Source organism: Enterobacter sp. V89_11 (genome assembly GCF_029967775.1).
Lineage (GTDB): Bacteria > Pseudomonadota > Gammaproteobacteria > Enterobacterales > Enterobacteriaceae > Enterobacter > Enterobacter ludwigii.
This window is the reverse complement of sequence record NZ_JASCAN010000030.1, coordinates 17,061-28,990: the sequence shown is the minus strand read 5'-3', so window position 1 is coordinate 28,990 and position 11,930 is coordinate 17,061. Positions and strand designations below refer to the sequence as shown.

Genomic DNA, 11,930 nt, shown 5'->3' with positions numbered 1-11,930 from the left:
ACATCCGCCGTGTCGATGGAGGCGCATTATAGGGAGTTCTCTGCAGGCCGCAACCGCTAAATGACAGAAAAATGACTGACTGCTGCATTCCCCAGCAAAACCCCGCCTTATACCCTTTTACACACAGACTTATCCACAGAGATACGAAAAAGTGAAAATTCGCGAGCGTTGCGCAAACGTTTTCGTTAAAATGCTCGCGCTTAACAAGGATGCCTCGTCAGGTGTGTTAGATGAGTTTTTCGCTGGAAAATTCATCTAACGCTCTCTGTAATCGTGAAATCCAGGGGATTTACCATGCAACAACGTCGTCCAGTCCGCCGCGCTCTGCTCAGTGTTTCTGATAAAGCCGGTATCGTCGAATTCGCTCAGGCACTTTCTGCACGCGGTGTGGAGCTGCTTTCTACAGGTGGTACCGCTCGCCTGTTAGCAGAGAAAGGTCTGCCGGTAACCGAAGTGTCCGATTACACCGGTTTTCCGGAAATGATGGATGGACGCGTCAAGACCCTGCACCCGAAGGTCCACGGCGGTATTCTTGGTCGTCGCGGCCAGGACGACGGCATTATGGAAAAGCATGATATCGCGCCAATCGACATGGTCGTCGTTAACCTCTACCCGTTCGCACAGACCGTTGCCCGCGAAGGCTGCTCTCTGGAAGACGCCGTCGAAAACATTGATATCGGCGGCCCAACCATGGTGCGCTCAGCGGCTAAGAACCATAAAGATGTTGCCATCGTGGTGAAGAGCAGCGACTACAACACCATTATTAATGAGATGGATGCCAACGAAGGGTCGCTGACGCTGGAGACGCGTTTCGACCTCGCCATCAAAGCATTCGAGCACACCGCCGCGTACGACAGCATGATCGCCAACTACTTCGGTAGCCTGGTGCCTGCTTATCATGGCGAAAGCACTGAACCTTCCGGTCGCTTCCCGCGTACGCTGAACCTGAACTTCATTAAGAAGCAGGATATGCGTTACGGTGAGAACAGCCACCAGCAGGCTGCCTTCTATATAGAAGAAGAGGTAAAAGAAGCCTCTGTTGCGACCGCACAGCAGGTTCAGGGCAAGGCACTCTCCTACAACAACATCGCTGACACCGATGCAGCGCTCGAGTGCGTGAAAGCGTTCAGTGAACCCGCCTGCGTAATCGTGAAGCACGCGAATCCATGTGGCGTAGCGGTAAGCACCTCCATTCTTGACGCCTATGATCGCGCGTATAAAACCGACCCAACCTCCGCATTCGGCGGCATTATCGCCTTCAACCGCGAGCTGGACGCTGACACAGCACAGGCCATCATCTCCCGTCAGTTTGTCGAAGTGATCATCGCTCCTTCTGCATCCGACGAAGCCCTGAAAATCACCGCGGCAAAACAGAACGTGCGCGTACTGGTGTGTGGCCAGTGGGATGAGCGCGTACCGGGTCTGGACTTCAAACGCGTGAACGGCGGTCTGCTGGTTCAGGATCGCGATCTGGGCATGGTTACCGCGGGCGATCTGCGCGTCGTGACGAAACGCCAGCCTACCGAGCAGGAACTGCGTGACGCGCTGTTCTGCTGGAAGGTTGCGAAGTTCGTGAAATCCAACGCGATTGTCTATGCAAAAGAGAACATGACTATCGGAATAGGCGCAGGCCAGATGAGCCGCGTTTACTCCGCGAAAATTGCCGGTATCAAAGCGGCCGATGAAGGTCTGGAAGTGAAAGGCTCGGCAATGGCTTCTGACGCCTTCTTCCCGTTCCGTGACGGTATCGACGCTGCTGCGGCAGTGGGCATTACCTGTGTTATCCAGCCTGGCGGCTCAATCCGTGACGACGAAGTCATTGCCGCTGCTGACGAACACGGTATTGCGATGATCTTCACCGACATGCGTCACTTCCGCCATTAATCCACGGAGCAGAAAATGAAAGTATTAGTCATTGGTAATGGCGGGCGCGAGCACGCTCTGGCGTGGAAAGCGGCCCAGTCGCCGCAGGTAAAAACCGTCTTTGTGGCACCGGGTAATGCCGGTACTGCGCTGGAACCCACGTTACAGAACGTCGCTATCGGCGTGACCGATATCCCGGCCCTGTTGAGCTTTGCTCAGCAGGAGAAAATCGATCTGACCATCGTGGGTCCGGAAGCGCCGCTGGTGATTGGCGTCGTTGACGCCTTCCGGGCTGCTGGCCTGCAAATCTTCGGCCCAACGAAAGGGGCTGCACAGCTGGAAGGTTCGAAAGCCTTCACCAAAGATTTCCTCGCACGTCATAACATCCCGACGGCGGAATATCAGAATTTCACCGAAGTAGAGCCAGCCCTGGCTTACTTACGTGAAAAAGGTGCGCCTATCGTTATCAAAGCCGACGGTCTGGCCGCCGGTAAAGGCGTTATCGTGGCGATGACGCTCGAGGAAGCCGAAGCCGCGGTTCAGGATATGCTGGCAGGCAACGCCTTTGGCGACGCGGGCCATCGCATCGTGATTGAAGAGTTCCTTGACGGTGAAGAGGCGAGCTTTATCGTGATGGTCGACGGCGAGCATGTTCTGCCGATGGCCACCAGCCAGGATCATAAACGCGTTGGCAATGCAGATACCGGGCCGAATACCGGCGGTATGGGCGCTTACTCCCCTGCCCCTGTGGTCACTGACGAAGTGCATCAGCGCACCATGGACCGCATTATCTGGCCAACCGTCAAAGGCATGGCTGCCGAAGGTAATACTTACACCGGTTTCCTCTATGCAGGCCTGATGATCGACAAGCAGGGCAATCCGAAGGTGATTGAGTTCAACTGCCGCTTCGGCGATCCGGAAACACAGCCAATCATGTTGCGCATGAAATCTGACCTGGTGGAACTGTGTCTTGCCGCCTGTGAAGGTAAGCTGGATGAGAAAACGTCTGAGTGGGATGAACGTGCTTCTCTGGGCGTGGTGATTGCTGCGGGGGGTTATCCGGGCAATTACAATACCGGTGATGAGATCCACGGTTTACCGCTGGAAGAATTGGAAGGCGCGAAGGTATTCCACGCCGGCACAAAGCTGTCTGACGACGATCGCGTGCTGACCAATGGCGGCCGTGTACTGTGTGCGACCGCGCTGGGTCACACCGTTGCAGAAGCACAGAAGCGTGCCTATGCGCTGATGGCAGATATTCACTGGAACGGTAGCTTTAGCCGCCAGGATATCGGCTATCGCGCAATTGCGCGTGAGCAGGGCGAGTAATTCTTCAGCCAGCCCCTCTCCCGTCAGGGAGAGGGGACGTCACTCAAAAACTCTTTTCTGTCGGCTGCCAGGTGCAGAAGTCTTCGTTCGCGACCAGCAGCAGTTGAGAACCTTCCGGCGCTTCCAGCCACGCCACACTCACTTCCATTGATGAATGCCGCTGACGGCGCTCAATATGTTCGGTTGCCCAGGCTTCAAGCTCAGGCTTAACGGTTTGCCCTTCGCAGGTTGTTACCGTGCCATTAGCATGCCAGCGCCCCTGGCGCAGCACAACGCGTCCCTGACGCAGCGCATCGCTGGTCTGGCGGATTTGTTCGGCACGATAACGATAGAGTGCGACTTGATCGCTGGAAAGCTGCTGTTTTTGACCGCTGACTTCCCGCTGCATAAAGCTCAGCTCGCCATGGTCATCAAAACGCACTTTCACATGTTCGGGGGTCTTGCTGTAGACATTCAGTTCTATCAGCGACAGGTCATCGCCCTGCCAGCGATACTCCGCGGTCGACGTATTGCCGTTATGCCACGGACTGAAAGCAGAAAGCAGATGCACTTCGCCGCCAGAATCTTTGCGCCAGATCCTTACCGCACCCTGGTTGTCAGCGTAGCCGCTGGCGGTAAACGGTGGCAGAGAGGTGTCGTGGCTACAGGCGGACAGAAACATCACGCCCGCCAGCGCGAAAAGACCACGCCAGACAGACAAAAGGGGCGTTGCCGCCCCTTCGTTAAAACTGTTCACTGCCACGCGTCTTACTTAACAGCGTCTTTCAGTGCTTTACCAGAAACAAATGCCGGCACGTTAGCTGCGGCGATTTTGATTTCTTTACCGGTCTGCGGGTTGCGGCCAGTACGCTCAGCGCGGTGGTTCACTTTGAAGGTACCGAAACCAACCAGTTGTACAGCATCACCTTCTTTCAGAGACTCAGTAATAGCAGCCAGGGTAGATTCCAGAGCAGCTTTAGCCTGCACTTTAGACAGATCAGCCTTGTCCGCAATTACATCAATCAGTTGAGTCTTGTTCATAAGTTATCCTTTCAATGTGTTTATCGCTTGCTAAGCATCGAGTGCGACGAAAATGCCAAAAAAGCACTCTCCTGCATACACGCACCGATAGCCACTTTTTTTCGCCCCCCAAATGTAGACCAGACAAGGGGCGAAAGGGAAGAGTCGAGGAGCGACAAAACGAGCGTTATATCAAGTTTTGTTGTCTCATTGGTTAAAAATTATACCAATATTGCTCTCACCAGCCTCACGTAAGTCCGCACGGAGCCCTTTTATCAGCTCAATATCGCGTTCTTCACACTCTGCCAGCAGGCGGAAAATCTCCCACTGGATATCCCATTCCTGCTCAACCGCGGGGTTTACTCGCAGCTCTTCGTCTGTCATTTCCCGACCTTCCTGGGTCATTTCCAGCATTGCGACGGTCGTAATGGATGCCTTGCTGACTTCGATAGCATGCTCCAGCGTTTCACCGCTCAGACGGGAATGAATCAGTTCGCTTAATGCCACGCAGGCATCAATGGCCGGATAGACACCATACAGGTCGTAGTCATCCGCCGCCGGGATCGCCTCTTCAAGCTTTTCAAGCTGAGAGTCGAAGTTCACTTTAGCGTCTTTGACCGTCAGCGTCTCCCAGATTAAATCCAGGATGCGGCGATAAATCTGCCCTTCACCAAAGCCTGTCTGCTTGCAGAACGCGGCATAGTTGGGATACATGCGCTCGCACAGGCAAGCCATAAAAGTCACGTGCTGCCAGCTTTCCAGCTTCTCAAGGCGCAGATGAATCGGGTTTTGTAGCATGATGAGGTCTCGAATCGAAAATTAGCCGCAGTTTACCTGAATCATCACTGAATTTCTTGCCAACGCGTAAAAGCCGAACGCCCTGACGCTACCGCATCAGCCCAGCGGGTGGGCTCCGGTAAGCGATACCCTTTCATGCAGCGCTGCACCCACGCCAGCGCACTGTCCGTGCTCACCCGATGCCCGGTGGCGATAAACAGGGGGTTACAACGCGCTTTACTGCGCCAGACCCACGCCAGTTGCTCACCCTTATCGATGAGAGGTGCCAGCGCGCCTGGCTCGGCGGAGAGCGGCTCAAACGCACCGCACAGACGTTTTTTAGCCACACCGATGGTGGGGACATCCACCAGCAGCCCAAAATGGCTGGCGACGCCTAAGCGGCGCGGATGAGAGATACCATGGCCGTCGACAAACAGCAGGTCGGGTTTTTGCGAGAGTTGCTCCCACGCTGCCAGCAGCGCGGGATATTCACGGAATGAGAGAAAGCCAGGAATGTACGGCATGGTGGTGGCGATACGCGCCACCTTGTACTCCACCAGTTCCAGCGAGGGATATTTCAGCAGCACCATTGCCGCCCGCGTCACTTCACCTCCCTGCTCAAACCCCACATCTGCTCCGCCAATGTACTGCGGCGGGTCTGTGTCCAGACGATCCTCGCGGATCACGGATGAGGCCAGTTCTATCTGTTGAGCGCGTAATGACGCGAGATCCATAACCACTCCTTACTGATGATAATGTGCAGAAAGTCGGTGCACCGCCTCCACAAACGCGCCAGCGTGTTCTGGCGGTACATCCTGATGAATACCGTGCCCGAGGTTGAACACGTGTCCTTCGCCCTGGCCGAAACCAGCAAGAATGGAGGCCACCTCTTCCTCAATACGGGCAGGCTGAGCATAGAGCATAGACGGGTCCATGTTGCCCTGCAGCGCCACTTTGTCACCCACGCGACGGCGCGCATCGGCAATATCGGTTGTCCAGTCGAGACCCAGCGCGTCACAGCCGGTGGCGGCCATGGCTTCCAGCCACTGCCCACCGCCTTTAGTGAACAGCGTCACCGGCACCCGGCGACCTTCGTTTTCACGCAGCAGGCCATCGACGATTTTATGCATGTAATACAGCGAGAACTGCTGGTAATCGCGCCCGGTCAGCACGCCGCCCCAGGTATCGAAAATCATCACCGATTGCGCGCCTGCTTTAATCTGCGCGTTAAGATAGAGTGTGACGCTCTTCGCCAGCTTGTCGAGCAGCGTATGCAGCGCCTGTGGCTCCGCGTACATCATCTTTTTAATGACGGTAAAGACTTTGCTGCTGCCACCTTCCACCATATAGGTCGCCAGCGTCCACGGGCTGCCTGAGAAGCCAATCAGCGGCACTTCGCCTTTCAGTTCACGGCGAATTGTGCGCACGGCGTTCATCACATACCCCAGCTCCTGCTCAGGATCCGGTACCGGCAGCTTATCAACGTCGGCTTTGCTTTTGATCGGGGAGGTGAAACGCGGACCTTCACCGGTTTCGAAATAGAGCCCAAGGCCCATGGCATCCGGAATGGTCAGAATGTCCGAAAAGAGAATAGCGGCATCCAGCGGGTAGCGGCGCAGCGGCTGGAGCGTCACTTCGCAGGCCAGCTCGGCATTTTTGCACAGCGACATAAAATCACCCGCCTGCGCACGCGTGGCTTTGTACTCTGGCAGATAGCGCCCCGCCTGGCGCATCATCCACACCGGGGTGACATCAACGGGCTGGCGCAGCAGCGCACGCAGATAACGATCGTTCTTCAGTTCGGTCATTTTGCAGTTCCTTATTGCGTCAGTCCGTGAGTGTAACACTACTCATACTCGGCCCGACACATTGCCACGGTATCTTCTATCAGCCGACGGGCTACCGTTCCCGGCGGGGGTAACAGTGGCAAATCGTCATAACGGTACCAGTTCGCGTCCAGCAGCTCTTTCTGGTCGATAACAATCTCACCGCTATCGTATTCGGCCATAAACGCCGTCATCAGCGACTGCGGGAACGGCCACGGCTGAGACGTCACGTAACGCAGGTTCTTCACCCGAATCCCGCTCTCTTCCATCACTTCACGCGCCACCGCCTGCTCCAGCGTTTCGCCCACTTCAACGAACCCGGCAAGAACAGTATGAATACCGTTGCGATGGCGGGTATGTTGCGCCAGCAGGATGGAATCGTCACGCCGGATAGCGACGATAATGCACGGCGCAATCTGCGGATAATAGCGTTCACGGCAGTGGCTGCAGAGCATGGCCCACTCGGTTTTGCTCGGGTGCATGGTATGCCCGCAGTAGCCGCAGTATTTATGCGATCGGTAAAACTCGGCCAGCTGCACGCCACGGCCTGCCAGCTGGAACAGGCCCACATCAAGATCCAGCACCTGACGAACGGATCCCATGTCCTGGCGGCGAGGCTGCTGGATCAACCACACCGGCTCCCCTTGCCACTCGCCGATCTTCAGCGCAGGCTGACCAACGAGATCGAAACGATCGGCAGTGCCATAGGGTATTTCCCCACCGGGTAGCCATAATTTTTGTTCGTGACTGACAATCCACCAACCCAGATCTGATTTTTCAATAATACGATCCATATCTATTGCACTACCTTCGCTTCACTGACATGTTGTTAGCATTGTGGTTACATTTTGGATAAGCAGAATCAATTCTAAACCTTGCGGAGTCGAACATGTTAAACCAGCTAGAAAGCCTGACTGAGCGCGTTAGAGGAAGTAACAAACTGGTGGATCGCTGGCTACATGTGCGCAAGCATCTACTCGTGGCTTATTACAATCTGGTCGGTATTAAGCCTGGCAAAGAATCGTTTATGCGGCTGAATGAAAAAGCGCTGGATGATTTTTGTCAGAGCCTGGTCGACTACCTGTCCGACGGCCATTTCAATATTTATGAACGCATTATCCGCGAAATGGAAGGCACTAGCCCGTATTTAACGGCATCCAAACTCTACCCGTTGCTGGAAGCCAATACCCAGCAGATCATGAATTACTACGATTCCACCCTCGAGAACGCCATCGATCACGACAACTACCTTGAGTTTCAACAGGCGCTGTCCGATCTCGGCGAAGCGCTGGAAGAGCGATTCTCGCTGGAAGATAAGCTGATCGCCCTCGTGCTGGATAACGATTCTAAGGCCAGCAACGAAGATAACATCGCGCGGCCTGCTTGAGTTCTTAATCGTTAACGAGTAGTTTACAAACATTCGCCCCTCTAAGGAGGGGTATTACACGAAATCATTCATGCGATAGCGTGAACGATGGCGTGTAAATTTCTTGTCGGAGTGCCCAGTGTGAAAGCACGGGCTGAGACCGTTAATTCGGGATCCGCGGAACCTGATCAGGCTAATACCTGCGAAGGGAACAAGAGTAAAACTGCTGTAGTATCGCCCCCGGGCGATCTCCTCTTGCTTCATCCGTCGTCTGACAAGCCATGTCCTTCACTTTTGGAATGAGCTATGTCTACTACTAAACTGACCCGCCGCGAACAGCGCGCACACGCCCAACACTTCATCGACACCCTGGAAGGCACCGCTTTCCCGAACTCTAAGCGTATTTACATCACCGGCTCTCGGGCGGATATCCGCGTTCCGATGCGCGAAATCCAGCTTAGCCCGACGCTTCTTGGCGGCAGCAAAGAGAACCCGCAGTATGAAGACAACGAAGCCGTGCCAGTCTACGACACGTCTGGCCCGTACGGCGATCCTGATGTGGCCATTAACGTGCAGCAGGGTCTGGCAAAACTGCGCCAGCGCTGGATTGACGCGCGTAACGACTGCGAAGAACTGACGGTTCGCAGCTCTGCCTACACCAAAGAGCGTCTGGCCGACGACGGCCTGGACGAACTGCGCTTCGCGGGCCTGTTGACGCCGAAACGTGCGAAAGCGGGCAAATGCGTTACCCAGCTGCACTATGCGCGTCAGGGGATCGTCACCCCGGAGATGGAGTTTATCGCCATCCGTGAAAACATGGGCCGTGAGCGCATCCGTAGCGAAGTGCTGCGCCACCAGCATCCGGGCGAAGGTTTCGGTGCCCGCCTGCCGGAAAACATCACCCCGGAGTTTGTGCGCGATGAAGTGGCCGCTGGCCGCGCGATTATCCCCGCCAACATCAATCACCCGGAATCCGAACCGATGATTATCGGCCGCAACTTCCTGGTGAAGGTCAACGCCAATATCGGTAACTCCGCGGTCACCTCCTCCATCGAAGAAGAGGTCGAGAAGCTGGTCTGGTCAACGCGCTGGGGCGCGGACACGGTAATGGATCTCTCCACCGGGCGTTATATCCACGAAACCCGCGAGTGGATCCTGCGTAACAGCCCGGTGCCTATCGGAACGGTGCCGGTCTATCAGGCGCTGGAGAAAGTGAACGGTATCGCTGAAAACCTCACCTGGGAAGCGTTCCGCGACACGCTGCTGGAGCAGGCTGAACAGGGTGTAGACTACTTCACCATCCACGCGGGGGTGCTGCTGCGCTACGTGCCGATGACCGCGAAGCGTCTGACCGGCATTGTCTCGCGCGGGGGCTCAATCATGGCGAAGTGGTGTCTGTCTCATCATCAGGAAAACTTCCTCTACGAACACTTCCGCGAGATCTGCGAAATCTGTGCCGCTTACGACGTCTCGCTGTCGCTGGGCGACGGCCTGCGCCCTGGTTCCATTCGTGATGCCAACGACGAAGCGCAGTTTGCCGAACTGCACACGCTGGGCGAGCTGACCAAAATCGCCTGGGAGTATGACGTGCAGGTGATGATTGAAGGCCCAGGCCATGTCCCCATGCAGATGATCCGCCGCAATATGACGGAAGAACTGGAGCACTGCCATGAAGCACCATTCTATACCCTGGGGCCGTTGACCACCGATATTGCCCCGGGTTACGACCACTTCACCTCCGGAATTGGTGCGGCAATGATCGGCTGGTTCGGTTGCGCCATGCTCTGCTATGTGACGCCAAAAGAGCACCTCGGTCTGCCCAACAAAGAGGACGTGAAGCAGGGGCTTATCACCTACAAAATTGCCGCCCACGCTGCGGACCTGGCGAAAGGCCATCCGGGCGCGCAAATTCGCGATAACGCGATGTCGAAGGCCCGCTTTGAATTCCGCTGGGAAGATCAGTTTAACCTCGCGCTCGACCCGTTTACCGCCCGCGCCTATCACGACGAAACCCTGCCGCAGGAGTCCGGCAAAGTGGCCCATTTCTGCTCCATGTGTGGGCCAAAATTCTGCTCGATGAAGATCAGCCAGGAGGTGCGTGACTACGCCGCCGCGCAAGCCATTGAAGTGGGCATGGCGGATATGTCAGAAACCTTCCGCGCGAAAGGCGGCGAAATCTACCTCAAAAAAGAGGAGGCGTAATGTACCAGCCCGATTTCCCACCCGTGCCCTTTCGTTTAGGGCTCTACCCGGTGGTGGACAGCGTGGAGTGGATTGCCCGCCTGCTGGAGGCAGGTGTACGCACGCTGCAGCTACGCATCAAAGATAAACGCGATGAGGAGGTGGAGAACGATGTCGCCGCCGCCATCGCGCTGGGGCGTCGGTATCACGCCCGCCTGTTTATCAACGACTACTGGCGACTGGCGATAAAGCATCAGGCCTACGGCGTGCATCTGGGTCAGGAGGACCTGGAGACCACAGACCTGAATGCCATCCGGGAAGCCGGTTTGCGCCTGGGTGTCTCGACCCATGACGATATGGAGATTGACGTGGCACTGGCGGCACGCCCTTCGTACATTGCGCTTGGACACGTCTTCCCGACGCAAACTAAACAGATGCCCTCCGCGCCACAAGGGCTGGCACAGCTGGCGGCTCACGTGAAGCGTCTTGCGCAGTACCCGACCGTGGCCATCGGCGGGATTAGCCTTGAACGCGCGCCGGCCGTGCTGGATACCGGTGTCGGCAGTATCGCCGTCGTCAGTGCCATCACCCAGGCCGCAGACTGGCAGGCCGCCACCCGGCAGCTCTTACAACTGGCAGGAGCAGGCGATGAATGATCGTGACTTTATGCGCTATAGCCGCCAGATCCTGCTGGAGGATATCGCCATCGACGGACAGCAAAAGCTACTCGCCAGCCGGGTTTTGATTGTCGGGCTGGGCGGATTAGGCGCGCCTGCCGCGCTCTATCTGGCCGGTGCAGGCGTGGGCACGCTGGTACTGGCCGATGACGACGAGGTGCATCTTAGCAACCTGCAGCGTCAAATCCTCTTCACCACCGAGGATATCAACCAGCCCAAAGTACATATTACCCGCCAGCGTCTGAACCAGCTGAACCCGGATATTGAGCTCATTGCGTGTCAGGAGCGGCTCAGCGGCGACAATCTGCTCCGAGAAGTCGCCCTGGCCGACGTGGTGCTGGATTGCACCGACAATATGGCAACCCGCCAGGCGATCAACGCCGCCTGTGTCGCAAAAAATACGCCGCTTATCACCGCCAGCGCGGTGGGATTCGGCGGGCAGATGATGGTCCTGACACCGCCGTGGGCGCAGGGCTGCTATCGCTGTTTGTGGCCAGACGATGCTGAGCCAGAGCGTAACTGTCGCACCGCGGGCATTCTTGGCCCGGTTGTGGGGGTGATGGGTACCCTGCAGGCGCTCGAGGCCATCAAGCTGCTCAGCGGAATGGAGACCGAGCGCAACACGTTGCGGTTATTTGATGCCCGCTCCAGCGGATGGCGTCATCTGGCGTTACACCGCGCCAGCCACTGCCCGGTATGCGGAGGCGGCAATGCGCATTCTGTTTAACGATGAGCCGATGAAATGCGAGGACGGGCTCACCGTTGCCGTGCTGCTCGATAAGCTTCGCCAGCTCAAGCCGGGAACGGCGCTGGCGCTCAATCAACAGATCCTGCCGCGCGAGCAGTGGGAACATCAGCAGGTCAGTGAAGGCGACCAGATCCTGCTGTTTCAGGTTATCGCAGGGGGCTGAG

Annotated in this window: 13 protein-coding genes and 1 riboswitch; of the genes, 7 read left to right on the top strand and 6 right to left on the bottom strand. The window is 56.5% G+C overall.

The genetic code is table 11. From position 1 onward, the window contains the following. The first annotated feature begins 294 nt into the window (after window positions 1-294). Window positions 295-1,884 carry a bifunctional phosphoribosylaminoimidazolecarboxamide formyltransferase/IMP cyclohydrolase gene (gene purH / locus QLG09_RS21525; RefSeq protein ID WP_047954909.1) on the top strand — a complete coding sequence of 530 codons (1,590 nt, stop codon included), beginning with the start codon at window positions 295-297 and terminating at the stop codon, window positions 1,882-1,884. A gap of 15 nt (window positions 1,885-1,899) precedes the next feature. Then, window positions 1,900-3,192, top strand: a complete 1,293-nt coding sequence (gene purD / locus QLG09_RS21520; protein WP_282489379.1) for a phosphoribosylamine--glycine ligase — start codon at window positions 1,900-1,902, stop codon at window positions 3,190-3,192. 43 nt (window positions 3,193-3,235) lie between these two features. On the opposite strand, the gene QLG09_RS21515 is transcribed toward purD, so the two are convergent. From QLG09_RS21515 to nudC, 6 genes are all read right to left on the bottom strand, one after another. After that, window positions 3,236-3,928, bottom strand: a complete 693-nt coding sequence (locus QLG09_RS21515; RefSeq protein ID WP_025206411.1) for a DUF1481 domain-containing protein — start codon at window positions 3,926-3,928, stop codon at window positions 3,236-3,238. Between the two features lie 11 nt (window positions 3,929-3,939). Continuing rightward, window positions 3,940-4,212, bottom strand: coding sequence for a nucleoid-associated protein HU-alpha (hupA, locus tag QLG09_RS21510; RefSeq protein ID WP_002445246.1), 273 nt, complete (start codon window positions 4,210-4,212; stop codon window positions 3,940-3,942). A gap of 186 nt (window positions 4,213-4,398) precedes the next feature. Then, the gene (locus QLG09_RS21505) at window positions 4,399-4,989 is read right to left on the bottom strand and encodes a YjaG family protein (protein ID WP_014168169.1); all 591 of its coding nucleotides are present in this window, start codon (window positions 4,987-4,989) and stop codon (window positions 4,399-4,401) included. 44 nt (window positions 4,990-5,033) lie between these two features. Beyond that, on the bottom strand, window positions 5,034-5,702 hold the full coding sequence (gene nfi / locus QLG09_RS21500) for a deoxyribonuclease V (RefSeq protein ID WP_049022677.1): 669 nt from the start codon (window positions 5,700-5,702) through the stop codon (window positions 5,034-5,036). Window positions 5,703-5,711: 9 nt separating this feature from the next. Next, window positions 5,712-6,776: a uroporphyrinogen decarboxylase gene (gene hemE, locus QLG09_RS21495; RefSeq protein WP_049022678.1), complete on the bottom strand. Its 1,065-nt coding sequence runs from the start codon at window positions 6,774-6,776 to the stop codon at window positions 5,712-5,714. A 38-nt stretch (window positions 6,777-6,814) separates the two neighbouring features. Further along, window positions 6,815-7,588 (bottom strand): NAD(+) diphosphatase, encoded by a 774-nt coding sequence (gene nudC, locus QLG09_RS21490; RefSeq protein WP_014168166.1) that lies wholly within the window; start codon window positions 7,586-7,588, stop codon window positions 6,815-6,817. A 95-nt stretch (window positions 7,589-7,683) separates the two neighbouring features. On the opposite strand from nudC, the gene QLG09_RS21485 reads away from it, so the two are divergent. The 5 genes from QLG09_RS21485 (at window position 7,684) to thiS (ending at window position 11,929) form a co-directional block, all read left to right on the top strand. Continuing rightward, window positions 7,684-8,181, top strand: coding sequence for an Rsd/AlgQ family anti-sigma factor (locus QLG09_RS21485; RefSeq protein WP_014168165.1), 498 nt, complete (start codon window positions 7,684-7,686; stop codon window positions 8,179-8,181). 97 nt (window positions 8,182-8,278) lie between these two features. Then, a riboswitch (TPP riboswitch) is annotated at window positions 8,279-8,388 on the top strand. 78 nt (window positions 8,389-8,466) lie between these two features. Continuing rightward, window positions 8,467-10,362, top strand: coding sequence for a phosphomethylpyrimidine synthase ThiC (gene thiC, locus QLG09_RS21480; RefSeq protein ID WP_047954906.1), 1,896 nt, complete (start codon window positions 8,467-8,469; stop codon window positions 10,360-10,362). Next, window positions 10,362-10,997 carry a thiamine phosphate synthase gene (gene thiE, locus QLG09_RS21475; protein ID WP_049022679.1) on the top strand — a complete coding sequence of 212 codons (636 nt, stop codon included), beginning with the start codon at window positions 10,362-10,364 and terminating at the stop codon, window positions 10,995-10,997. Before thiC ends, thiE begins: the two co-directional genes overlap by 1 nt. Next, window positions 10,990-11,745, top strand: a complete 756-nt coding sequence (locus QLG09_RS21470) for a HesA/MoeB/ThiF family protein (protein WP_032679364.1) — start codon at window positions 10,990-10,992, stop codon at window positions 11,743-11,745. The genes thiE and QLG09_RS21470 overlap by 8 nt, the downstream gene beginning before the upstream one ends. Beyond that, on the top strand, window positions 11,729-11,929 hold the full coding sequence (thiS, locus tag QLG09_RS21465; RefSeq protein ID WP_014168161.1) for a sulfur carrier protein ThiS: 201 nt from the start codon (window positions 11,729-11,731) through the stop codon (window positions 11,927-11,929). The genes QLG09_RS21470 and thiS overlap by 17 nt, the downstream gene beginning before the upstream one ends. Window position 11,930: the final 1 nt, after the last annotated feature.

Excerpts from the sequence above, each read along its gene's own strand:
- purH (WP_047954909.1), top strand. The coding sequence starts at position 295 with ATGCAACAACGTCGTCCAGTCCGCCGCGCTCTGCTCAGTGTTTCTGAT.
- purD (WP_282489379.1), top strand. The coding sequence starts at position 1,900 with ATGAAAGTATTAGTCATTGGTAATGGCGGGCGCGAGCACGCTCTGGCG.
- hupA (WP_002445246.1), bottom strand. The coding sequence starts at position 4,212 with ATGAACAAGACTCAACTGATTGATGTAATTGCGGACAAGGCTGATCTG.
- QLG09_RS21505 (WP_014168169.1), bottom strand. The coding sequence starts at position 4,989 with ATGCTACAAAACCCGATTCATCTGCGCCTTGAGAAGCTGGAAAGCTGG.
- nfi (WP_049022677.1), bottom strand. The coding sequence starts at position 5,702 with ATGGATCTCGCGTCATTACGCGCTCAACAGATAGAACTGGCCTCATCC.
- hemE (WP_049022678.1), bottom strand. The coding sequence starts at position 6,776 with ATGACCGAACTGAAGAACGATCGTTATCTGCGTGCGCTGCTGCGCCAG.
- nudC (WP_014168166.1), bottom strand. The coding sequence starts at position 7,588 with ATGGATCGTATTATTGAAAAATCAGATCTGGGTTGGTGGATTGTCAGT.
- QLG09_RS21485 (WP_014168165.1), top strand. The coding sequence starts at position 7,684 with ATGTTAAACCAGCTAGAAAGCCTGACTGAGCGCGTTAGAGGAAGTAAC.
- thiC (WP_047954906.1), top strand. The coding sequence starts at position 8,467 with ATGTCTACTACTAAACTGACCCGCCGCGAACAGCGCGCACACGCCCAA.
- thiE (WP_049022679.1), top strand. The coding sequence starts at position 10,362 with ATGTACCAGCCCGATTTCCCACCCGTGCCCTTTCGTTTAGGGCTCTAC.
- QLG09_RS21470 (WP_032679364.1), top strand. The coding sequence starts at position 10,990 with ATGAATGATCGTGACTTTATGCGCTATAGCCGCCAGATCCTGCTGGAG.
- thiS (WP_014168161.1), top strand. The coding sequence starts at position 11,729 with ATGCGCATTCTGTTTAACGATGAGCCGATGAAATGCGAGGACGGGCTC.